The 22,914-nt window shown below is 65.6% G+C and carries 19 protein-coding genes and 2 pseudogenes; 13 read left to right on the forward strand and 8 right to left on the reverse strand.

Features of this window, described 5'->3' with window-relative positions; all coding sequences use genetic code 11:
• Positions 1 to 81 precede the first annotated feature (81 nt).
• From AB7M16_RS06355 to AB7M16_RS06375, 5 genes are all read left to right on the forward strand, one after another.
• Positions 82 to 1,731, forward strand: coding sequence for an ABC transporter ATP-binding protein (locus AB7M16_RS06355; RefSeq protein WP_453943404.1), 1,650 nt, complete (start codon positions 82 to 84; stop codon positions 1,729 to 1,731).
• Positions 1,732 to 1,896: 165 nt separating this feature from the next.
• Positions 1,897 to 3,402 carry a M81 family metallopeptidase gene (locus tag AB7M16_RS06360; RefSeq protein WP_453943405.1) on the forward strand — a complete coding sequence of 502 codons (1,506 nt, stop codon included), beginning with the start codon at positions 1,897 to 1,899 and terminating at the stop codon, positions 3,400 to 3,402.
• A 13-nt stretch (positions 3,403 to 3,415) separates the two neighbouring features.
• Positions 3,416 to 4,588, forward strand: a complete 1,173-nt coding sequence (locus tag AB7M16_RS06365) for a M20 aminoacylase family protein (RefSeq protein WP_260379807.1) — start codon at positions 3,416 to 3,418, stop codon at positions 4,586 to 4,588.
• A complete protein-coding gene (locus AB7M16_RS06370; RefSeq protein ID WP_212258100.1) occupies positions 4,581 to 6,002 on the forward strand; it encodes an amidase in 1,422 nt (473 codons plus the stop codon). The genes AB7M16_RS06365 and AB7M16_RS06370 overlap by 8 nt, the downstream gene beginning before the upstream one ends.
• A 169-nt stretch (positions 6,003 to 6,171) precedes the next feature.
• Complete coding sequence (locus AB7M16_RS06375) at positions 6,172 to 7,062, forward strand: crotonase/enoyl-CoA hydratase family protein (protein WP_172783054.1); 891 nt, start codon at positions 6,172 to 6,174, stop codon at positions 7,060 to 7,062.
• Between the two features lie 137 nt (positions 7,063 to 7,199).
• Here AB7M16_RS06375 and AB7M16_RS06380 read toward each other — a convergent pair whose 3' ends face one another.
• The 3 genes from AB7M16_RS06380 to AB7M16_RS06390 form a co-directional block, all read right to left on the reverse strand.
• Positions 7,200 to 8,177, reverse strand: a complete 978-nt coding sequence (locus tag AB7M16_RS06380) for an NADPH:quinone oxidoreductase family protein (RefSeq protein WP_453943406.1) — start codon at positions 8,175 to 8,177, stop codon at positions 7,200 to 7,202.
• The gene (locus tag AB7M16_RS06385) at positions 8,177 to 8,785 is read right to left on the reverse strand and encodes a 2-hydroxychromene-2-carboxylate isomerase (protein ID WP_172783052.1); all 609 of its coding nucleotides are present in this window, start codon (positions 8,783 to 8,785) and stop codon (positions 8,177 to 8,179) included. Before AB7M16_RS06385 ends, AB7M16_RS06380 begins: the two co-directional genes overlap by 1 nt.
• A 134-nt stretch (positions 8,786 to 8,919) precedes the next feature.
• Positions 8,920 to 9,621 carry a glutathione S-transferase N-terminal domain-containing protein gene (locus AB7M16_RS06390; RefSeq protein WP_453943407.1) on the reverse strand — a complete coding sequence of 234 codons (702 nt, stop codon included), beginning with the start codon at positions 9,619 to 9,621 and terminating at the stop codon, positions 8,920 to 8,922.
• Positions 9,622 to 9,764: 143 nt separating this feature from the next.
• Between AB7M16_RS06390 and AB7M16_RS06395 the strand changes: the two genes are divergently transcribed.
• The gene (locus AB7M16_RS06395; protein ID WP_453943408.1) at positions 9,765 to 10,787 is read left to right on the forward strand and encodes a methionine synthase; all 1,023 of its coding nucleotides are present in this window, start codon (positions 9,765 to 9,767) and stop codon (positions 10,785 to 10,787) included.
• Between the two features lie 19 nt (positions 10,788 to 10,806).
• Here the strand turns inward: AB7M16_RS06395 and AB7M16_RS06400 are convergent, their stop codons facing one another.
• From AB7M16_RS06400 to AB7M16_RS06410, 3 genes are all read right to left on the reverse strand, one after another.
• Positions 10,807 to 11,424 carry a hypothetical protein gene (locus AB7M16_RS06400; RefSeq protein WP_453943409.1) on the reverse strand — a complete coding sequence of 206 codons (618 nt, stop codon included), beginning with the start codon at positions 11,422 to 11,424 and terminating at the stop codon, positions 10,807 to 10,809.
• Between the two features lie 157 nt (positions 11,425 to 11,581).
• A complete protein-coding gene (gene gpt / locus AB7M16_RS06405) occupies positions 11,582 to 12,109 on the reverse strand; it encodes a xanthine phosphoribosyltransferase (RefSeq protein WP_008562986.1) in 528 nt (175 codons plus the stop codon).
• A gap of 36 nt (positions 12,110 to 12,145) precedes the next feature.
• Complete coding sequence (locus AB7M16_RS06410; RefSeq protein ID WP_172783047.1) at positions 12,146 to 12,883, reverse strand: competence/damage-inducible protein A; 738 nt, start codon at positions 12,881 to 12,883, stop codon at positions 12,146 to 12,148.
• Positions 12,884 to 13,160: 277 nt separating this feature from the next.
• Here AB7M16_RS06410 and AB7M16_RS06415 point away from each other — a divergent pair.
• The 6 genes and pseudogenes from AB7M16_RS06415 (at position 13,161) to AB7M16_RS06440 (ending at position 18,704) form a co-directional block, all read left to right on the forward strand.
• A pseudogene (locus tag AB7M16_RS06415) lies at positions 13,161 to 14,580 on the forward strand (circularly permuted type 2 ATP-grasp protein).
• A 4-nt stretch (positions 14,581 to 14,584) separates the two neighbouring features.
• Entirely contained in the window at positions 14,585 to 15,529 is a 945-nt protein-coding gene (locus tag AB7M16_RS06420) for an alpha-E domain-containing protein (protein ID WP_172783045.1), read from the forward strand.
• Positions 15,530 to 15,637: 108 nt separating this feature from the next.
• Entirely contained in the window at positions 15,638 to 16,486 is an 849-nt protein-coding gene (locus AB7M16_RS06425; RefSeq protein ID WP_172783044.1) for a transglutaminase family protein, read from the forward strand.
• 61 nt (positions 16,487 to 16,547) lie between these two features.
• The gene (locus tag AB7M16_RS06430) at positions 16,548 to 16,955 is read left to right on the forward strand and encodes a carboxymuconolactone decarboxylase family protein (RefSeq protein ID WP_453943410.1); all 408 of its coding nucleotides are present in this window, start codon (positions 16,548 to 16,550) and stop codon (positions 16,953 to 16,955) included.
• Between the two features lie 205 nt (positions 16,956 to 17,160).
• Complete coding sequence (locus tag AB7M16_RS06435; RefSeq protein WP_025037198.1) at positions 17,161 to 17,919, forward strand: proteasome-type protease; 759 nt, start codon at positions 17,161 to 17,163, stop codon at positions 17,917 to 17,919.
• Between the two features lie 26 nt (positions 17,920 to 17,945).
• Positions 17,946 to 18,704 (forward strand): SDR family oxidoreductase, encoded by a 759-nt coding sequence (locus AB7M16_RS06440; RefSeq protein WP_453943411.1) that lies wholly within the window; start codon positions 17,946 to 17,948, stop codon positions 18,702 to 18,704.
• 209 nt (positions 18,705 to 18,913) lie between these two features.
• Here AB7M16_RS06440 and AB7M16_RS06445 read toward each other — a convergent pair whose 3' ends face one another.
• Entirely contained in the window at positions 18,914 to 20,152 is a 1,239-nt protein-coding gene (locus AB7M16_RS06445; RefSeq protein WP_453943412.1) for an MFS transporter, read from the reverse strand.
• Positions 20,153 to 20,313: 161 nt separating this feature from the next.
• On the opposite strand from AB7M16_RS06445, the pseudogene AB7M16_RS06450 reads away from it, so the two are divergent.
• Positions 20,314 to 21,565, forward strand: a pseudogene (locus AB7M16_RS06450) (NupC/NupG family nucleoside CNT transporter).
• 110 nt (positions 21,566 to 21,675) lie between these two features.
• Here AB7M16_RS06450 and AB7M16_RS06455 read toward each other — a convergent pair.
• Complete coding sequence (locus AB7M16_RS06455) at positions 21,676 to 22,875, reverse strand: rhomboid family intramembrane serine protease (protein ID WP_453943413.1); 1,200 nt, start codon at positions 22,873 to 22,875, stop codon at positions 21,676 to 21,678.
• Between the last annotated feature and the right edge of the window lie 39 nt (positions 22,876 to 22,914).

Here is a 22,914-nt window from a genome sequence, read left to right on the forward strand (position 1 = left end):
CATCTCACCACTTGCATCGCGGCTCAATGGATTCCGGGTTCGCGCTACGCGCGCCCCGGAATGACGGCGGAGAGAATTGACGTGACCAACACCATCCTCGACATCAACAACCTCGTCGTTTCCGTCGGCAACAAGCCGAATGGGCCAAAGATCATCGACGGCATCTCGATCCAGGTGCGCGAGCGCGAGACGCTGTGCCTCGTCGGCGAAAGCGGCTCGGGCAAGTCGGTGACCTCGCTCACCACGATGGGCCTGTTGCCGAAGGGCACGCTGGTGCCGACCGCCGGCAGCGTGAAGCTGGTCGGCGAGGAGCTGCTCACCGCCACCGACCGCCGCCTGCGCCAGCTGCGCGCGACCAAGATGGCGATGATCTTCCAGGAGCCGATGACCGCGCTCAATCCGGTGGTGCCGGTCGGCCGCCAGATCGACGAGGTGCTGCGCGCGCACACCAAGCTCGATGCCAGGGCGCGCAAGAAGCGCATCCTCGACATGATGGAGCAGGTCCGCCTGCCCCAGGTCGAGCGCATCTTCGCCTCCTATCCCCACCGCCTCTCCGGCGGCCAGCGCCAGCGCATCATGATCGCGATGGCGCTGGTGCTGGAGCCGAAGCTGCTCATTGCCGACGAGCCGACCACCGCGCTCGACGTCACCACGCAGAAGCAGATCCTGACCCTGATCCGCGACCTCCAGCGCGATCACGGCACCGCCGTGCTGTTCATCACCCACGACATGGGCGTGGTCGCGGAGATTGCCGACCGTGTCGCGGTGATGCGGCAGGGCCGCCTTGTCGAGACCGGCGCGCTAGAGACCGTGCTGCGCAATCCGACCATGGAATACACCCGCAACCTGCTCTCCTCGGTGCCGAGCCTGGTGCCGCGGGCGCCGCGCGAGGAAACCCGCGAGCCCGTGGTGCTCGAGGCCAACGAACTCAGCAAGGTTTACAAGGAGCGCGCCTTCTTCGGCAAAGGCCGCGAGGTCGTCGCGGCCGACAAGGTCACGTTGACGCTGCGCAAGGGCCGCACGCTCGGCATCGTCGGCGAAAGCGGCTCGGGCAAGTCGACGGTGGCGCGCTGCATCGTGCGCCTGATCGACCCGACCTCCGGCGGTGTGCGCCTCGCCGGCCGCGAGATCGCCGACATTTCGCGCCGCCTGCTGCAGCCGCACCGGCAGAAGATCCAGATCGTGTTCCAGGATCCCTACCGCTCGCTCAACCCGCGCGTCACCGTCGGCGAAAGCATTGCGGAAGGCCCGATCAATTACGGCACTTCGCATGCCGACGCGATGAAGCGCGCGCGCGAGCTGCTCGAGCTGGTCGGCCTGCCGCCCGACGCCGTGTCGCGCTATCCGCACCAATTCTCCGGCGGCCAGCGTCAGCGCATCGCCATCGCCCGGGCGCTCGCGCTCGATCCCGACGTGCTGGTCGCGGACGAAGCGGTCTCCGCGCTCGACGTCTCCGTGCAGGCGCAGGTGCTGGAACTGCTCGACGAGATCCAGAAGCGGCTCGGCATCGCCATCCTGTTCATCACTCATGACTTACGCGTCGCAGCCCAGATCTGCGACGAGGTCGTGGTCATGCAGCACGGCCGCGTCGTCGAACAAGGACCGGCCGCCGAAGTGCTCACGCATCCGAAGGAGGCCTACACCAAGGCCCTGCTGGATGCGGCGCCCGGACGCAACTGGGACTTTGCGAACTTCCGGCCGGTGGCGGAGGCCGTGGGGGCGAGCGCGTAATCCCGCTGTCATTCCGGGTTCGCGCTACGCGCGCCCCGGAATGACGGCGGAGCAGCATTCCCAAAACAGCTTGAGGCCATGCACGGCGCGATGGCCTCTCACCTTGCTCTCTCCGCAGGGCCAAGGCTAACGTCGCGCACTTTCAAAACGCTGGACCTGAACTGAATGACACGCATCGCCGTCGGCGGCTTCCTGCACGAGACCAACACCTTCGCTCCGACCAAGGCGACCTTCGCCGACTTCCAGCATGGCGGCGGCTGGCCGGCGATGACGCAAGGCCAGGACGTCTTGAAGGTTATGCGGCGCATCAATGTCGGGCTCGCCGGTTTCGTCGACAGCGCTGAAGCGAACGGTTGGGAACTCGTTCCGACCATCGCCTGCGGCGCGAGCCCCTCCGCGCACGTCACCAAGGACGCCTTCGAGCGCATCGTGAAGGTCATGGTCGACGGCATCGCCGCCGCCGGGCCGATTGACGCCGTCTATCTCGACCTGCACGGCGCCATGGTGACCGAGCATCTCGACGACGGCGAAGGCGAGATTCTCGCGCGTGTGCGCCGCGTCATCGGCAAGGATGTTCCGCTGGTCACCAGCCTCGACCTGCACGCCAACGTCACGCCCGAGATGATGGAGCATGCCGACGCGCTGATCGCCTACCGCACCTATCCCCATGTCGACATGGCCGAGACCGGCCGCGCCTGCGCGCGGCACCTCGCGCTGCTGCTGCAGACGAAGCAGCGCTTCGCAAAAGCGTTCCGGCAATTGCCGTTCCTGATCCCGATCAGCTGGCAATGCACCAACGACCAGCCCACCAAGGGCATCTATGAGAGGCTCGCCGCGCTCGAGAGCGATGCCGTGCCGACGCTTTCCTTCGCGCCCGGCTTCCCCGCCGCCGATTTCCGCGATTGCGGCCCGAGCGTGTTCGCCTATGGCAAGACGCAAGCAGACGCCGATCGCACGGCGGACGCGCTTCTGAACCTGATCGAAAGCCATGAGGACGATTTCGACGGCACGATCTGGTTGCCCGACGACGGCGTGCGCCACGCCATGGAACTTGCCAAGAGTGCCAGCAAGCCGATCATCATCGCCGACACCCAGGACAATCCCGGCGCCGGCGGCGATTCCGACACGACGGGCATGCTGCGCGCGCTGGTGCGCAACAGAGCGAGTGCGGCAACCGGCGCGATCTACGATCCGGAATCGGCCAAGGCCGCGCATGCGGCCGGCGTCGGCGCCACCGTGACGCTGGCGCTCGGCGGCAAGTCCGGCATTCCCGGCGACGCGCCCTATCGCGAGACTTTCGTGGTCGAGCAGCTTTCCGACGGCCGCTTCATCGCGCCCGGACCGTATTACGGCGGCCGCGAGATGGAGATGGGCCCGTCCGCAGCCTTGCGCATCGGCGATGTCCGCGTCGTCGTCTCCTCGCACAAGGCGCAGCTCGCCGACCAGGCGATGTACCGCTATGTCGGCATCGAGCCGACCGAACAGAAAATTTTGGTCAACAAGAGTTCGGTGCATTTCCGCGCCGACTTCGAGCCGATCGCCGAGAAGCTGATGATCTGTGCCGCGCCCGGCGCGATGCCGGCCGACACTGCTTCGCTGCCCTGGACGCGCCTGCGACCCGGCATCCGCATCAAGCCGAACGGCCCCGTTTTCAATCCACCTTCACGCTAACCGGACAGGACACATGCCCACGATCGATCGCATCGACGGCTACGCCGACGAACTCACCGCCATCAGGCGCGACCTTCACGCCCATCCCGAGATCGGCTTCGAGGAAGTGCGCACCTCCGGCATCGTTGCCGACAAGCTGAAGAGCTGGGGCATCGAGGTGCATCGCGGTCTCGGCGGCACCGGCGTGATCGGCGTCATCAAGGGCAAGGGCTCCGGCAGCAAGCGCATTGGCCTGCGCGCCGACATGGACGCGCTGCCGATGGAAGAGAACACCAACCTGAAATGGAGCTCGAAGATCCCGGGCCGCTTCCACGGGTGCGGCCATGACGGCCACACCACCATGCTGCTCGGCACCGCGCGCTATCTCGCCGAGACCCGGAATTTCGACGGCACCGTGCACCTGATCTTCCAGCCGGCCGAGGAAGGCCTCGGCGGCGCCCGCGCCATGATCAAGGACGGCCTGTTCGAGAAGTTTCCGTGCGACGAGCTCTATGGCCTGCACAACGCGCCCGACCTCAACCACGGCGAGATCGCGATCCTGCCCGGGCCGGCGATGGCCAGCGCCGACTTCTTCGACCTGCGCATCACCGGCTACGGCGCGCATGGCGCGATGCCCGAGCGCTCCAAGGACGCGGTGGTCATCGCGACCACGCTGGCGCAGGCGATCCAGACCATCGTCAGCCGCAACGTCGACCCGCTGCAGGCTGCGGTGGTGTCGATCACCCAGATCCATGCCGGCTCCGCCTACAATGTCATTCCTGGTGATGCGCACCTGTGCGGCACCATCCGCACCTTCTCAAAGGAAGTCCGCACCCTGGTCAGCGAGCGCATCCGCACTATCTGCGCCGGCATCGCGAGCGCCTATAACTGCGCGATCGACGTCGACATCCGCGACACCTTCAACGTGCTGGTCAACCAGGTCGAGCAGTCCAAAGTGGTCGAGGAGGTCGCGCGCACGATCGTCGACCCCGCCAACGTGATCACCCGCACCCAACCGAAGATGGGCAGCGAGGATTTCGCCGACATGCTGGAGACCATCCCCGGCGCTTACTTCTGGGTCGGCCATGACGGCTCGGTGCCCGTGCACAATCCCGGCTTCGTGCTCGACGACAAGATCCTGCCGATCGGCGCCAGCATGTTCGCCCGCATCGTCGAGACGCGCATGCCGGTGGGTGGCAATGCATAAAAAGAGCGTCGAGGAAGCGGTCACCTCGCTGCACGATCTGTCCGCGGTCGACCTGATCGCGGGCTATCGCGCCAAGCAGTTCTCGCCGAGCGAGGTGCTGGAGGACGTGCTCGCGCATGTCGCGGCGTGGGAACCGCATCTGAAGGCGCTCTATGCGTTCGACCCTGACGGCGCGCGCGAGGCCGCAAAGGCCTCGACCGCGCGCTGGAGCGGCGGCGAGCCGTCCGGCGCGCTCGACGGCGTGCCCGTCACGGTGAAGGACAACATCGCGACCAAGGGCGTGCCGGTGCCGCTGGGCGCGGCCAGCGTCAAGCTCGTGCCGGCGGAGAAGGATGCGCCGCCCGCCGCGCGGCTGCGCGAGGCAGGCAGCATCATCTTCGCCAAGACCACCATGCCCGATTACGGCATGCTGTCCTCCGGGCTCTCCTCGTTCCATGCGCTCGCGCGCAATCCGTGGGACCTCAGCAAGAATCCCGGCGGCTCCAGCGCCGGCGCAGGCGCCGCTGCTGCGGCCGGCTATGGCCCCTTGCATCTCGGCACCGATATCGGCGGCTCGGTCCGTCTGCCCGCCGGCTGGTGCGGCCTCGTCGGCCTGAAGCCCAGCTTCGGCCGCGTGCCGATCGATCCCACTTATGTCGGCCGCGTCGCGGGCCCCATGACCCGCACGGTTGATGATTGCGCGCTGATGATGAGCGCGATCGCCAAGCCCGACCGGCGCGACGGCATGAGCCTGCCGGCCGAGCCGCTGAACTGGAAGGGACTGGAGAAGTCGCCCCGCAAACTGCGCATCGGCTTGATGCTAGATCCCGGGTGCGGCCTGGCGCTGGAGAAGCCCGTGCGCGAGGTCGCGGTGAAGGCTGCGAAGGCGTTCGAATCCGCAGGCAGCGTCGTCACCGAGGTCGACGGCATCCTGACGCGCGAGATGCTCGACGGCCTCGACAATTTCTGGCGCGCGCGGATGTGGGACGATCTGTCCAGGCTAACGGCGACCGAGCAGGCCAAAGTGCTGCCCTATATCTTCAGATGGGGCGAGTCCGGCGCGAAGCTCTCGGGCGTCGATGTCATCCGCGGCTTCAACCAGACCATGGCGATCCGGGCCGCGGCCTCGAAGCTCTTTTGCGAGCTCGACTATGTGATCTCGCCGACCGCGCCGAACGTGAACTTTCCGGCGGAATGGGCTTCGCCGACCAACGATCCCATGAAGCCGTTCGAGCACATCGCCTATACCGTACCGTGGAATATGTCGGAGAACCCGGCGATCTCCCTCAACGGCGGCTTCGACGCCAAGGGCTTTCCCATCGGCGTGCAGATCGTCGGCCGCCGCTTCGACGACATCGGTGTGCTCGGCATGGCCAAGGCGTTTGAAGGTCTCCGCGGCCCGCAGCGGCCCTGGCCGAAGCCGCCGGCGAAGTAGAGATCTTCCGTCATTCCGGGGCGTCGCGAAGCGACGAGCTATGGTGCGCAATTGCGCACCTGAGAATCCATAACCACGATAATGAGTATGGATTCCGGGCTCGCGCCAAGAGGCGCGCCCCGGAATGACGTGCTAAAGAGAGAATAAGAAACAAAGGAAGGAAACCACCATGGCGTATGAGACGATCAAATACGAGGTCGCCGAGCAGATCCTCACCATCACGCTGAACCGGCCCGACAAGCTCAACGCCTTCAACGCGCAGATGCAACGAGAGCTGATCGACGCGTTCGACGCCGCCGACAAGGATGACAATGTCCGCGCCATCATCGTCACCGGCGCCGGCCGTGGCTTTTGCGCGGGCGCCGATCTGTCGTCCGGCGCCGACACGTTCGACCGCGACGCGCGGCGCGGGCCGGTCAAGCGCTTCGCCGACGGCAAGGTCGACTATAGCGACCCGCAGGTGCGCGACGGCGGCGGCCAGGTGACCTTGCGCATCTTCAAGTGCCTCAAGCCCGTGATCGCCGCGGTGAACGGCCCGGCGGTCGGCATCGGCGTCACCATGCAGCTGGCGATGGACATCCGCATCGCCTCGGAGGCGGCGCGGTTCGGCTTCGTGTTCTCCCAGCGCGGCATCGTCCCGGAGGCCGCCTCGAGCTGGTTCCTGCCACGCATCGTCGGCATCTCGCAGGCGCTGGAATGGTGCTATTCGGGCCGCGTCTTCCCGGCCCAGGAAGCCCTTGCCGGCCGCCTCGTCAGCAAGGTGGTCGCGCCGGACGATCTGCTGCCGACCGCACGTGCGCTGGCAAAGGAGTTTTGCGCCAAGACCGCGCCGGTGTCGGTCGCGCTGATCCGCCAGATGATGTGGCGCATGATGGGCGCCGACGATCCCATGGAGGCCCACAAGGTCGACAGCCGCGGCATCTACGCCCGCGGCCGCTCCGACGACGTCAAGGAAGGCGTGGTGTCGTTCCTGGAGAAGCGGCCGGCGCAGTTCAAGAACAGGGTCTCGACGGACATGCCGGATTATTTCCCGTGGTGGACGGAGCGGGAGTACAAGTGACGCTCTCGTAGGGTGGGTTAGCCGAAGGCGTAACCCACCTCTTTAATATCCGCGGTAGCAGAAGTAGTGGGTTACGCCCTGCAGATGCGCTTCGCGCATCTGCAGGGCTAACCCACCCTACAAGGCAAACGGCACCGTCACTGCATCAGCAGCGCGACTCGCCCGATCGCCTTGCGGTCGATCAGCAGCCGCATCGCCTTCGCATAATCCTCCAGCGGCAGGCGGTGCGAGACGTTGGGGCGCAGCTTGCCCTCCTCCGCCCATTGCAAGAGCGCCTTCAGGCGCACTTCGCCGAGCGCAGGATTCTTGCGCACCGCTTCGCCGGCGCGCACGCCGAGCACACTGGCGCCCTTGATCAGCAACAGATTGGTCTTGGCCGAGCCGATGCCGCCGGTGAAGCCGATCACCAGCAGCCGCGCGCCCCAGGCGATGCAACGCATCGAATCTTCGAAGACCTGGCCACCGACCGGGTCAAACACGACGTCGGCGCCGCGGCCGTCGGTGATGCGCTTGACGGCATCGCGAAACGGCTCGCGGTCGTAGCGGACGAGATGATCGGCGCCGCGCGATTTCGCGATCGCGAGCTTCTCGTCGCTGGAGGCGGTCGCGATCACGGTCGCACCCAGCATCTTGCCGATCTCGACGGCGGCTAGCCCAACGCCGCCGCCGGCGCCGTGGACCAGCAGCACCTCGCCCGGCGCGACCCGACCGCGATCGATCAACGCATGATAGGCCGTGCCATGGCCGGCGAGATAGGTCGCAGCCTCCGCATAGTCGAAGGTGGACGGCATGGGGGTGAGCTGCGACGGCGTCACCACGGCTTCATCGGCAAAGGCGCCATGGCGCATCTTGACGATGACCTTGTCGCCGACGGCAACGCCGCTCGCCTCCGCCCCCACCTCTGTCACGTCACCGGCCGCTTCCATGCCGGGCGTGAACGGCAGCTCGGGCTTGAGCTGATACTCGCCCGCCGCCATCAGCACGTCGGGAAAGTTCAGCCCGGCGGCGCGGATGGCAACGCGCACCTCGCCCGGCTTCAGCGCGCGCGACGGAAATTCTTCCAGCCGCAAAGTCTCGGGCGCGCCGAGTTCGCGGCAGATGACGGCGCGCACCATCAGGCCGCGCTCGCCTTGCTGCGCTGAAGCGCTTCGCGGATCAGCGGCAGGCGGTCGTTGCCGAAATACATGTCGGTCTTGTTCACGAAGATGGTCGGCGAGCCGAAGCCGCCGCGCGCCATCACCTCCTCGGTATTGGCCTTGAGCTGGTCCTTGATGTCCTGCTCGGCAATGCCGGCGAAGAACTTCTGCTCGTCGATGCCGACTTTCCTGCAGATCTCCGCGAGCACCGCGTCTTGCGAGATGTCCTTGTCCTCGCCCCAATAGGTCTCGAACACAGATGTCGCGAACGGCACCATGTCCTGACCGAGCCAGAGGCAGCCGCGCATCGCCTTGACGCTGTTCACGGGAAACACCGTCGGCGGCATCTTGATGGCAAGGCCCGCCGAACGCGCCCAGTCGGCGAGGTCCTTCTTCATGTAGCGCGCCTTCAGCGGCACCGGCTTCTCGCGCTGCGCGTAGACGCTCGGATTGACCGTGTTGAAGATGCCGCCGACCAGGATCGGACGCCAGGTGATGGCGGCGCCGAGCTCTTTGGCGAGCGGCTGGATGTTGTGGAAGGCGAGATAGGTCCAGGGGCTGGAACAGTCAAAGAAGAACTCGATCATGGGGGTTCCTTATGTCTTGTTTCTCTCGATCTCTCCCCCGTCATTGCGGGCGAAGCGAAGCAATCCAGAGTCTTTCCGCGGAACCAGTCTGGATTGCTTCGCTTCGCTCGCAATGACGAGGAGGGAGCGGAGGCCTACTTCCTTCCCAACACTTCCTTCGCACGCTGGCCGAACATGATCTTGCGTGATTCCTCGTCGAACGGCTCCTTCACGAATTTTCCAATCGCGAGCCCCGCCTGCACCTGCGGTCTGGCGCGGATCTCGGCATACCAGCGTTTGACATTGGGAAAGTCGTCGAGCGTAAAGCCTTGCGCCTTGTGCGTCATGGTCCAGGGGAAGCAGGCGATGTCGGCGATGGAATAGTCGCCGGCGACATAGGCGCCGGTCTTGGCCAATTGCCGGTCGAGCACGCCGTAGAGCCGCGCCGCCTCGTCGCGATAGCGTTCGATCGCGTAAGGGATCTTCTCGGCCGCATAGAGCGCGAAATGGCCGTGCTGGCCGAGCATCGGCCCAAGGCCCGCCATCTGCCACATCACCCACTGGATCGTGGTGGAGCGGCCGCGCAAATCGGACGGCAGCAAGCGACCGGTCTTCTCCGCGAGATAAACCAGGATCGCGCCGGTCTCGAACGCCGAGAACGGCGCGCCGCCATCAGCGGGATCGTGATCGACGATGGCGGGAATGCGGTTGTTCGGAGAGATCGCCAGAAACTCAGGATTGAACTGCTCGCCGGCGCGGATATTCACCGGGATCACCTGATAAGGCAACCCGAGTTCCTCCAGCATGATCGAGACTTTCCAGCCGTTCGGCGTCGGCGCGTAATAGAGGTCGATCATGACCTTTCCGTTGGCCTTTCCTCTGGCCCTTGCTTGGGCCTTTCCCTGTCGCCGCTGCGGGATGGAGAGCGACTTTCGTTGTTCTGTACCTCGACGTTAGGACATGGCAGGAAGGGGCGCAACAACCTGCCGGGAGGGCCGCCATGCTGTTTCCAACCACGATCGCCGGCTCCTTGCCGAAGCCGGAATGGCTCGCCGAGCCCAACATGCTCTGGGCGCCCTGGAAGTCCGAAGGCGACGAGCTCGCCCGCGCCAAGCGCGATTCGACGCTGATCTGGCTGAAGATCCAGGAGGACGCTGGCATCGACATCGTCACCGAGGGCGAGCAGGCGCGGCAGCACTTCGTGCACGGCTTCCTGGAGAAGATCGAGGGCATCGATTTCGCCCACAAGGTCGAGATGGGAATCCGGAAAGATCGCTACAAGGCGATGGTGCCGCAGGTGGTCGCGCCGCTCCGGCTGAAGGGCCGCGTCCATGATCTCGAGGCGCGCGTCGCGCGCACGCACACGAAGAAGCAGCTGAAATTCACCCTGCCTGGCCCGATGACCATCATCGACACCATTGCCGATCGCTACTACGGCGATCGGGTCAAGATGGCCTTTGCCTTCGCAGAGCTCTTGAACGAGGAAGCCAAGGCCTTGCAGGCCGACGGCGTCGATCTCGTGCAGTTCGACGAGCCCGCCTTCAACGTCTACATGGACGAGGTCAACGATTGGGGCATCAAGGCGCTGGAGCGCGCCGCGCAGGGCCTCAGCTGCGCCACCGCCGTGCACATCTGCTACGGCTACGGCATCAAGGCCAACACCGACTGGAAGGAGACGCTCGGCAGCCAGTGGCGGCAATACGAGCAGATCTTCCCCGCGATCGATGCCAGCCCGATCCAGCAGGTCGCGATCGAGTGCCGCAATTCCAAGGTGCCGCTCGACCTGCTCGCGCTGCTCAAGAACAAAATCGTGCAGGCCGGCGTGATTGACGTCGCCAGCGACACGGTGGAGACGGCCGAGGACGTCGTGAAGGTGATCGAGGCGGTGTCGCAATTCGTGCCGAAGAGCAACATCATCGCCACCACCAATTGCGGCATGGCGCCGATGCGGCGCGAGATCGCCGAAGCCAAGCTGATGGCGCTCGGCGCGGGCGCGGCGGTGGCGCGCGAGAGGCTGGGCTGATCACGAGGATATCGGCGCTTCAGCCCGACGCCGTCGGATGCAGCACCGGCCGATAACCGGCCATGATGGCGCGCAGCGTGGAAGGCGGCGTCAACAACATCGCCCGATCGACCATACGTGCATGCGACGCGTAGCCCGCCGGCGACCACAGCCGCGTCTGTCCCTGCATCACCAGAAAACTGTCTTCGTCCTGCTGCACCATCGCGCCGTCGGGCAGGTCCGCCAGCGGCATCGGGAGCAGGTGCAGTTGCTTGCGGTCGTGATCGAGACGCTCCCGATGCAGAACGGCATCCATCGCCTTGGCGCTGATGTTGCTCGCACCATTGCCCTTCTCCCACGCCGCGCGAAATCGTTTGGCGTCGTCGCGCCGGCAAAAGAAGCAGGGCCGGTGCCCTGCCGCGAAGGCGGTGGCCTCGTCGAGGAAGAACAGCTCGGTCCAGCTCCGCCGCGCCATCACCGGACGACGCCAGCCGCGGAATTCGCACAGGCATGTGATCCAGGCCGGCGTCGACCAGCGCTTCTTCAGCAGCGTCTTCGTCGCGGGATCGTGGATGATGCCGCGATTGCCGGTGAAGAGACCGCGGTGTGGCGTGGCGATGATGTCGCCGGTGGGCGTGACGCGGTTTTGGAGGGGCATGGCTGCGGGTCCACTCCCTCTCCCCGTTCTTACGGGGAGAGGGTTGGGGTGAGGGGCTGCTTCCGCAAATTCGGTGACAGTGGGACTCGCGGAGAGTCCCCCTCACCCGCGCCTTCGGCGCGACCTCTCCCCGCAAGCGGGGCGAGGTGAAGAAAGCTCACGCCGCGCCGTCGCGCAGTGGCGGGTGGTAGGACAGCGCGGTGTCCCAGGGGAAGAAGATCCAGGTGTCCTGCGACACCTCGGTAATGAAAGTGTCGACCAGCGGGCGTCCCATCGGCTTGGCGTAGACGGTGGCGAAATGCGCATCGGGGAGCATCTCGCGCACCAGCTTGCCGGTCTTGCCGGTATCGACGAGGTCGTCGACGATCAACAAGCCCTTGCCGGTGCCGCCGCCGAGCTTCATGGCCGCCTCGGAAATGCCCTTGAGCACCTGGAGGTCGCCCTGCTTGTTGTGGTCGTAACTGGCGATGCAGACCGTATCGATCACGCGCACCCCCAGTTCGCGCGCCACGATCGCGGCCGGCACCAGGCCGCCGCGGGTGATCGCGATCACCGCATGGAACGGACCGACCTCGTTGAGCCGCCAGGTCAGCGCCCGGCAATCCCGGTGGAACTGATCCCACGAGACGGGGAAGGCCTTGCCTGCCCGCTCCTGCGCACTCAGTTCCGGTGCTTCACCAGCCATCGCCTTTCTCCTGCAATCTCGTCCGGCAATTCTCTGCTAGCGGTTGACGTTCAATCCCGCCAGCATTTCCTTCACCGCGGCCATTGCTGCCCCGAGCTTCTCCGGATCGCGCGAGCGCACCACCAGGTTGGTGTTGGGCTTCTGCTCCTCGTCCATGAAGGGATAGCTGCCGATGATGGTGTCGGGATGGGCGGCGGCGATCGCCCGCAGCGGGCCGCCAATGTCGCCCTCGCGTGCATTGGCGCGGACCGATTCGGACAGCATGCGCACGCCCGACTTCAGCTTGGGCGCGACGATGTCCATCATCGCCTGCATGATCGACGGCACGCCGGCCATCACGATGACATTGCCGATCTTGAAGCCGGGCGCGAGGATGGTCGCGCTCTGGATCAGCTCGGCACCGTCGGGGATGCGGGCCATGCGCAGGCGGGCCTCGTTGAGATCCTGCTCGCTCCAGCGCTCGCGGAAACGGGCGACCACCTCCGGGTGATGGTCGATGCCGACGCCGAACGCCTTGGCGACGCTATCTGCGGTGATGTCGTCATGGGTCGGCCCGATGCCGCCGGTGGTGAAGACGTAGGTGTAGCGATGCCGCAGTGCATCCAATGCGGCGATGATGTCGGGCTCGTCATCGGAGACGACACGGACCTCCTTCAGGTCGATGCCGATATTGGTCAGGTATTCGGCGATGAAGCCGATATTCTTGTCCTTGGTCCGGCCGGACAGGATTTCGTCTCCAATGACCAGAATGCCCGCCGTGACGATCTCGCTCATGCCTTAAGTCCCTCACCTGTGACGCCGACTTTGCCGGGGTAACGCGTTGAAGTCACGCGGTTTTGCTTCTGAAATAAGCAGTCTTCAGCCATTTTTTCAGGCACGCCACCGGCCATCGGCGGCAAATGCCCCTTCTCCATGCTTATCGCGCTGGCCCGGCCCTTGCTACCACATGAAAGTCATGCACTGTTGACGCATGGCCAGGACGTTGCGGTCTTCACCAAGGCCTGACGATCTGTCGAATGGCGCAACGCCTTGCGGAGACAAGTCGGGATCTATGGCAGTCGCGTTTGATGAAATGAACATTCCCGGCGGGGACCTTCGCCCCGCCTATCAGGAGCTGGCACGCTGGCTCAAGGAGACGCCTCCCGAGGCGCTTGAATATCGCCGCCAGGAAGCCGAGCTCCTGTTCCGCCGGATCGGCATCACCTTCGCGGTCTACGGCGATTCCGAATCCACCGAGCGCCTGATCCCGTTCGATGTGATTCCACGGATCATGTCCGCCAAGGAATGGGGCGTCCTGGAGAAGGGCCTGAAGCAGCGCGTGCGCGCGCTCAACATGTTCCTGCGCGACATCTATCACGGCCGCGACATCCTCCGCGCCGAAATCGTGCCCGACGATCTGATCTTCCAGAAACCCGGTGTTCCGGCCCGAGATGAACGGCCAGCAGGTGCCGCATGACGTCTACGTGCACATCGCCGGCATCGACATCGTCCGGGTCGACGCCGAGGACTTCATCGTGCTGGAGGACAACGCCCGCACGCCGTCGGGCGTCTCCTACATGCTGGAAAACCGCGAGATCATGATGCGGCTGTTTCCGGATCTGTTCGCCCGCCACAGGGTGGCGCCGGTCGAGCGCTATCCGGACGAGTTGCTCGCCGCGCTCCGCTCGGTCGCGCCGCAGAGCGCTTCGGGCGAGCCGACGGTGGCCCTGCTCACCCCGGGCGTCTACAATTCGGCCTATTACGAGCACTCCTTCCTCGCCGACAAGCTCGGCATCGAGCTGGTGGAAGGCCGCGACCTCGTCGTCAAGAACAACGAAGTGTTCATGCGCACGACGGAAGGGCTGAAGCGGGTCGACGTGATCTATCGCCGCGTCGACGACGACTTCCTCGATCCCCTCACCTTCCGTCCCGATTCCGTACTCGGCGTGCCCGGCCTGATGTCGGCCTATGCGGCCGGCAACATCACGCTCGCCAACGCCGTCGGCACCGGCATCGCCGATGACAAGGCGATCTACTCCTACATGCCCGACATCGTGAAATTCTATTTGGGCGAGGAGCCGATCCTGAAGAACGTGCCGACCTGGCGCTGCCGCGAGCCGAAGGACCTTGCCTATGTGCTGGACAATCTGAGCGAGCTCGTCGTCAAGGAAGTGCACGGCTCCGGCGGCTACGGCATGCTGATCGGTCCCGCCGCGACCAAAGCGACGATCGAAGCGTTCCGCGACAAGCTCAAGCGCGAGCCGGAAGGTTTCATCGCCCAGCCGACGCTTGCGCTCTCGACCTGCCCGACCTGCACGGCGTCGGGCCTCGCGCCCCGTCACGTGGACCTGCGGCCGTTCGTGCTCACGGGCAGCAAGAGCACGACGATCGTGCCGGGTGGCCTCACCCGCGTCGCGCTCAAGGAAGGCTCCCTGGTGGTGAACTCGAGCCAGGGCGGCGGCACCAAGGACACCTGGATTTTGGACGAGTAGAGAGATGCTGTCGCGTACTGCCGAAAACCTCTACTGGCTCGCCCGCTACGTCGAACGGGCCGAATATCTCGCGCGCACCATCGATGCGACGCTGCGCGTCACCGCGCTTCCCGCCGCCTATATCGGCAAGACCAATGAATGGGATTCGGCGCTGCTCACCGCCGGCGTCGCTGCGAGCTTCTATCAGGCCTATGAGGAAGCCAACGAGCACAATGTCGTCGAGTTTCTCTCGTTCTCCCAGAACAACCCCTCCTCGATCCGAAACTGCATCGAAGCGGCGCGGCTGAACTCGCGCTCCGTGCGCACGGCGCTCACCAGCGAGATGTGGGACACCATCAACTCGGCGTGGATCGAGCTGCAGGCGGTGTGGAGCAAGGGCACCTCGACGCGCGAGGACCTCGCAAAATTCCTGCGCTTCGTGCAGGAGACCTCGCTGCGCTTCGACGGCTCGGCCTACCGGACCATGCTGCGCAACGACGCCTATTGGTTCTCGCGCATGGGCGTGCACCTGGAACGCGCCGACAACACCGCGCGCATTCTCGACGTGAAGTACCACGTGCTGCTGCCCGAGGAAGAGCATGTCGGCGGTCCGCTCGACTTCTACCAGTGGAGCTCGATCCTGCGCTCGGTCTCCGCGCTGACGGCCTATCACTGGGTCTATCGCGAGACTCTGAAGCCCTGGCTGATCGCGGACCTCCTGATCCTCAACGACACGCTGCCGCGTTCGCTCGCCAGCTGCTACGGCAACCTCGTGCGCAACCTCGACCAGATCGGCGTCGCCTATGGCCGCCAGGGCCCGGCCCAGCGCCACGCCCGCGGCATCCGCAACCGACTGGAACACAGCAACATGAACGACATTTTCCAGCATGGCGTGCATGAATTCATTCAGGAATTCATCGCGGACAATTCCAGGCTGGGCGAAATCATCACGAAGCAGTATTTGATTTGATCCACGCTGTCGTTCCGGGATGGTCCGAAGGACCAGACCCGGAATCTCGAGATTCCGGGTTCGATGCTGGCGCATCGCCCCGGAATGACGCCAGAACAACGGTCCACCATGCGCCTGCGAATCCAGCACACCACGACCTATCGCTACGAGCCGCCGGCCACCAGCGTGATCCAGATTCTGCGCATGACGCCGGGTAGCCATGACGGGCAGTACGTCGCGGAATGGCAGATCGACGTCTCCACCGACACCAAGCTCGAGATGCATGAGGACGCGTTCGGCAACGTCACCCACGTGCTGTCCTGCGGGCCCGTCGGCGACATCCAGATCATTGCCGAAGGGCTGATCGAGACCCACGACACCGGCGGCGTGCTGCGCGGCGCCGATGAGCGTTTTCCCGCCGGCATGTTCCTGCGCGCCACCGATCTCACCTCGGTCAATCCGGCGATGGCGGCGGTCGCGCGCCAGTTGCGCAGCGAGGCCGAGAGCGACACGCTGGGCTTCCTGCACACGCTGATGACGCAGGTTGCCGATCACATGACGTTCGACGAGGACCCCACCAACAGCGGCACGTCCGCGGCGGAGGCGTTCACGCTCAAGCGCGGGGTCTGCCAGGATTACGCGCACATCTTCATCGCCTGCGCCCGCGCCGGCGGCGTGCCGGCGCGCTTCGTCTCCGGGCATTTCCTGCGGGCGGACGACACGGTGCACCAGGACGCCGGCCATGCCTGGGCGGAGGCCTACGTGGCCGATCTCGGCTGGGTCGGCTTCGATCCCGCCAACAGCATCTGCGCCACCGACGCCCATGTCCGCGTCGCAATCGGGCTCGACTATCTCGGCGCCGCCCCGGTGCGCGGCACGCGCTACGGCGGCGGCACGGAAACGCTGACGGTGGCCGTGAAGGTCGAACAGGCCGGCCGCGGCGGGCAGTCGCAATCGCAGTCCCAGCGGCAGGGCTAGGCGCGGCCGTCGGGCCACGTCGGCCGTGCTACACTCGCGGATCAGATCCCGCGAGGTACCCATGGCCACCGAAAAACTGCTTTCGGACGATGAGCTCTCCAGCGAGGCGCGCGCCGTCTTCGACGATATCCGCAAGGTGCGGAAATCGGACTTCGTCAACAATTTCTGGCGCGCGCTGGCGCATGATCCGAAGACGCTGCGGCGAACCTGGGAGAGCATCAAGGAGGTGATGGCTCCGGGTGCGCTCGATCCCAAGGTCAAGGAAATGCTCTACGTCGCGGTGTCGATCGCGCATGGCTGCAGCTATTGCATCCACTCCCACACCGCCGCCGCGCGGGCCAAGGGCATGACCGAGGCCGAATATGGCGAGCTGCTCGCCATCGTCGGCATGGCCGCGGAGACCAACCGGCTGGTCACGGCGCTCGGCGTGCCCGTCGACGAGGCGTTTCTGGTCGATGCGGCGGATTGAGGCCTGAGCGGAGCGCTAAGCCGATTCCTCGTCATTCCGGGGCGCGCGTAGCGCGAGCCCGGAATCCATTCATCCACCACTCTGCGGCCCGATGGATTCCGGGCTCGCGACTTCGTCGCGCCCCGGAATGACGGCCGGAATCGGGGGTTGGAGTGGCCCCTGAAATTGGCTAGTAATTCCGCGCAAACGCGTTCGGGGACTGGAAATGACCTATTGCTGCGGAATCCTGGTTCGGGACGGTCTGGTGATGATCGCCGACACCCGCACCAATGCCGGCCTCGACAACGTCTCGACCTTCCGCAAGCTGCACATCTTCTCCAAGCCCGGCGAGCGCATCATGGCGATCGCCAGTGCCGGCAACCTCGCCATCAGCCAGTCGGTGCTGTCGACGCTGACCGAGGGCCTCGAAGACCCCAACACGGGCGAGATCGAGACGCTGATGAACGCGCCGACCATGTTCCAGGCGGCCCAGCGCATCGGCCGTGCGATCCGGGCGGTGCACGCCACCGAGGGACCGGCGCTGAAATCCGAGGACGTCTCCTTCGACGTGTCCTTCCTGTTCGGCGGCCAGATCAAGGGCGCGCGCATGCGCCTGTTCATGGTCTACACCGCCGGCAATTTCATCGAGTGCACCACCGACACGCCCTACCTGCAGATCGGCGAGCACAAATACGGCAAGCCGGTGCTCGACCGTGCCATGCACTACGACGTCGAGCTCTACGAGGCGCTGAAGACGGGCCTGATCTCGATGGACTCGACGATGCGCTCGAACCTCGGCGTCGGCCTGCCGATCGACGTGCTGGTGGTGCGCACCGACGCCTGCGAAGCCGATCTCAACCACCGCATCGAGGCGGGCGAGCCTTATTTCCATGACCTGCGCTCACGCTGGTCGGCGGCCTTGCGCGCGGCTCATCAGAACATTCCGCGCCCGCCCTACAAGAACGACAAAGAACCCAAAACCTGACAGCAGAAGAGAAAAGGCAGGAAACGATGAGTGACGCGAAAAAGATCGCATTGGTGACGGGTGCCGGCACCGGCGTCGGGCGCGCGGCGTCGCTGGCGCTGATGAACACCGGCTTCACCGTGGTGCTCGCAGGGCGCCGGCTCGACATGCTCGAGGAGACGGCGAAGCTCGGTCCCGCCGGGAAAAGCCTCTGCGTCACCGCCGACATGACCAAGCCGGACTCCATTGCCGCGCTGTTCGACAAGGTGAAGGCGACCTATAGCCGCCTCGACGTGCTCTTCAACAATGCCGGCATGGGCGCGCCGGCCGTGAACTTCGAGGACCTCAGCCTCGAGCAATGGCAGGCGGTGGTGAACACCAACCTCACCGGCCCGTTCCTGTGCACCCAGCACGCCTTCCGCATCATGAAGGACCAGACCCCGCGCGGCGGCCGCATCATCAACAACGGCTCGATCTCGGCCCACGCGCCGCGGCCGTTCTCGGCGGCCTACACCTCGACCAAGCACGCCATCACCGGCCTGACCAAGGCAAGCAATCTCGACGGCCGCATGTACGACATCGCGGTCGGCCAGGTCGATATCGGCAATGCCGCGACCCCGATGACCGATCGCATGGTCAACGGCCCCGGCGTGCTGCAGCCCGACGGCACCACCAAGCACGAGCCGCGCATGGATGCGAAAGCGGTCGGCGATGCCGTCGCCTACATGGCCAGCCTGCCGCTCGATGCCAACGTGCTGACCATGACGGTGATGGCGACGAAGATGCCGTTCGTGGGGCGAGGCTGAAACCAAACTGCGAAAACAACCCCATGCACAGTAGGCGGCGTGGGGTTGCAACGGGCTTCGGCGCGCGAGGGTGACGTCAGCTAAATCCCCGCGCTGCCTCCACAATCGTCATTGCGAGCGCAGCGAAGCAATCCAGGCTGCCTCCGCGGTGACATTCTGGATTGCTTCGTCGCAAGAGCTCCTCGCAATGACGTGGAGAGAGCGGTGCGCTACTCTAGGCTCTCCACCTTCCGCAGGGTCGGAAACAGCTTCATCCAGAGCAGCGCCACTGCGACGGTGGCGACGCCGCCGAGCACGGCGGCGGGCATGGCGCCGAGCAGCGCGGCTGCCACTCCGCTCTCGAACTGGCCGAGCTGGTTCGAGGCGTTGATGAACAGGAAATTCACCGCGCCGACCCGGCCGCGCATCTCGTCGGGCGTCGACAGCTGCACCAGCGAGAAGCGGATCACGACGCTGATCGTGTCGGCCGCACCGAGAATCGCGAGCGACAGCACCGACAGCCACATCCAGGATGAGAGCGCGAACACGATGGTGGCGAGGCCGAACACGATCACGGCCTGGAACATGCGCAGGCCGACATGGCGCGAGATGGCGCGTCGCGCCAGCACCATGGTCATCAGCAAGGCACCGACGGCGGGCGCGGCGCGCAGCACCCCTAACCCGACCGGGCCGGTCTGGAGGATGTCGCGGGCATAGATCGGCAGCAGCGCCGTGACGCCGCCGAACAGCACGGCGAACAAATCGAGCGAGATGGTCCCGAGGATTGCCGGGTTGCTGCGAATGAAGCGGACGCCGGCGAAGATGTTGTCGGAGTCCATCCCCTCCCTTGCGATCGCCTGCGGGCGCGGACGGATGAAACCGGTCAAAATCATCCCCAACACCCAGAACAGGACCATCACGGCATAGGCAAGGTGCGGGGCGATTGCGTAGGCGATGCCGCCGAGCGCAGGTCCCGTGATGGTCGCGACCTGCGCCGCCCCACTGGAGACGGCGGTGGCGCGCTGGAGCGAGCCCTGCGGCGCGATCAGCGGCAGCAGCGCCGCCGTGGTCGGGCTCTCGAACGCGCCGGCGATCCCGAGCAGGAAGGTGGCGATGAAGATCTGCACCTCGCTGACCGCGCCGAGATAGGTGATGGTCGCGAGATAGAGCGCGGTCGCGGCCTCCACCAGCTGGCAGAGTTGGACCACGCGCTTGCGCTCGTAGCGATCGGCGGCGTGGCCTGCGACGAACACCAGAAGCGCCGTGGGCAGGAACTGGACGAGGCCGACCATGCCGAGGTCGAAGGCCGAGCCGGTGAGATCGTAGATCTGCCAGCCGATCGCAACCGCCGCGATCTGGCTGGAGAAGCGCGACAGGCTGCGCGAGAGCAGGAAGAACAGGAAGGCGCGGTGGGCGAGAAGCGCGCCGGCGCTGACCGGTCGATGTCCGGATATTGGCTGCTCTGGCATCGCCTGTCGGGTCACCCTCGGACCGCTCTTTCCCTCGATGTCGAAGGCCTCCCGCGTGGCCGAGGTGGCCCCGCTTGTCAACACTGGGGCGTTTCCGGCCGGTCCCGGCATTGCCTTTGCAGCGCAGGCGCGGCCATAATCATTGAGGGTTTGGGGACACCATGCTGCGCTTGCAATCGGCACTCGGCATTTTCGCATTGCTGTTGATCGCCTTCGCGCTGGCGGAGAATCGGCGCGCCGTGTCGCTGCGCCAGGCTGCGATCGGCCTCGCCGCGACCTTCGTCACCGCCCTCGTGCTGCTGAAGCTGCCGGTCGTCGCCCATGCCTTCGGTGCCATCAACGACGCGGTCGGCGCGATCTCGGCGGCTTCGCGGGCCGGCTCCGCCTTCGTGTTCGGCTATGTCGGCGGCGGAGCCCTGCCCTTCGACCTGAAGGCGCCCGGCGCGGACTTCATCCTGGCGTTCCAGGCGCTGCCGATCGTGCTGGTCATGAGCGTGCTGACGACGCTGTTGTTCTATTGGCGCGTGCTGCCACCGATCGTCCGCGGCATGGCCTGGCTGCTGGAGCGTACGCTCGGCGTCGGCGGCGCGGTCGGTCTCTCGACCGCCGCCAACATCTTCCTCGGCATGGTCGAGGCGCCGCTGTTCGTGCGGCCGTATCTGGCACAGATGACGCGCAGCGAGTTGTTCCTGGTCATGACCGGCGGCATGGCCGGCATCGCCGGCACCGTGCTGGTGCTCTATGCGACGCTGCTGGCCCCGCTCATCCCCGACGCCGCCGCGCATTTCGTCATCGCCTCCGTGCTCGGCGCGCCGGCGGCGATCCTGGTCAGCCTGATCATGGTGCCCGAAACATCCGACAAGCGCACCCGGCGGCGCGCTGGAGGATCCGGAGATGGAGGTCGCCAGCACGATGGACGCGATCGTGAAAGGCACCAGCGCGGGGATCGAGCTGCTGATCAACATCGTCGCGATGCTGCTGGTGCTGGTGGCGCTGGTCTACCTCGTCAACGCAATGCTCGGCCTGCTTCCGCACATCGGCGGCGCCGCGATCTCGCTGCAGCGGCTGCTCGGCCTCGTCATGGCGCCGGTGTGCTGGCTGATGGGGCTGCCGTGGGATCAGGCGATCACCGCCGGCGGCCTGATGGGCACCAAGACCGTGCTCAACGAATTGATCGCCTATGTCGACTTCTCGAAGTTGCCGCCCGATACGCTCGATCCGCGCTCGCGCCTGATCATGCTCTATGCGATGTGCGGCTTCGCCAATTTCGCCAGCCTCGGCATCATGATCGGCGGCTTAGGGGTGATGGCGCCGGAGCGGCGCGAGGAGATCAACGCGCTGGGGCTGAAGTCGATCGTGTCGGGGACGCTGACGACGTGCCTGATGGGGGCGGTGGTGGGGGTGTTGGCGTAGGCTCTCTCTACCGTCATTGCGAGCGAAGCGAAGCAATCCAGGCTGTTTCCGTAGATACATTTCTGGATTGCTTCGCTTCGCTCGCAATGACGGCGGAAGGAACGTACGGCTCAACCGCACAGTTTCGACTTCTGCAGGATACGGCGCACCTCGGGCATCTTGGCACGGCATGGCTCGGCGGCCATGGCCTTCGCTTCGCTGGTTCGCCCCAGCGCCCACAGCAACACCGCCATCAAGCCCTGCGCCCCGGCACGCACCGGCCCGCCCGCCACGTCCGAAGCTGCGAGCGCCATGGCGGTTCGCGCTTCAGTCTCGGCGGCACTAAGGTTCGCTTTTTCCAGAAAGAAGACCGCACGGTACACGTGAGCCCGCGCGTCTTTCGGGTAGCGGGTGACGAGGTCGAGCGACCGTGAGACCATCTCGTCAGCCTTCACCGGCACTTCCGAGGCGCGGATATAGTGCGCGGCGTCGGCCATGTAAGCCGAATAATGCGCGGCGGCGAAGCCGGCGCAGATGAGAGATCCGACGGATCCTGCAAGCAAGGTCATGCTCGCACTCCGCGGCAGGCTGTCATAGGACCAGAAGGCCAGCCACGGCGTGACGGCGAGCGCGGCGCCGGCCACGGCACCGCCTGCATGCGCATAATAGTTGACGTTGCCGGACGCGCCGAAGGCAAGCGGCAGCAGTGCGGGAACCCCGAAGAACAGCGAGGTCTTCAGCCGCGATATGGTTTGATCGGCATCGGCTTCGGGCTCGAAGCTCGCGACGAACAGCGCGGCGATCAGCCCGGTGATGGCGCCGGATGCCCCGACGCCGACCGTGCCGGGACCGTTGCCCAGTAGCGAGCCGGCCTCGCCTGCCAATGCACTGGCCACGAAGATCAGCGCAAACCAGCCGCGGCCGATCAGCGACTCCAGCCTGACACCGACGATGAACAGCGCGACGCAGTTGCTCACGAGGTGCCATCCGCTGCCATGCAGAAGCGGCGCAAGACCGATCCGCCACCACTCCCCCCTTCCGATGACGAGATCGTAGCCGGAGGCGCCCTGAGCGATCAGCGAGCGGACATCGAGGTCGCCGTCCCGCGCAATGTCGACGGCCAGACTGCGTTGCAGAGCGAAGATCAGGAGCAGAGCGAAGATCAGGCCAAGGGTGAGGAAGGGGATATCGGCCAGAAGCTTGTTGTCGGCAAAGAGCGTCTCCTCGCTTGACGAGGGCTTCTCAACAGCGATCGGCGCGGCTGCGGGTTGGAACGATGCTCTTGGAGCGGGCGCTACGGTGCCGCGTCGGCCGAAAGTGTTGGTCGCCATGAAAGCATTTCCCGCGTTGTCACAGCCTTGAGTTGACGC

It is taken from the genome of Bradyrhizobium sp. USDA 372 (assembly GCF_053629095.1).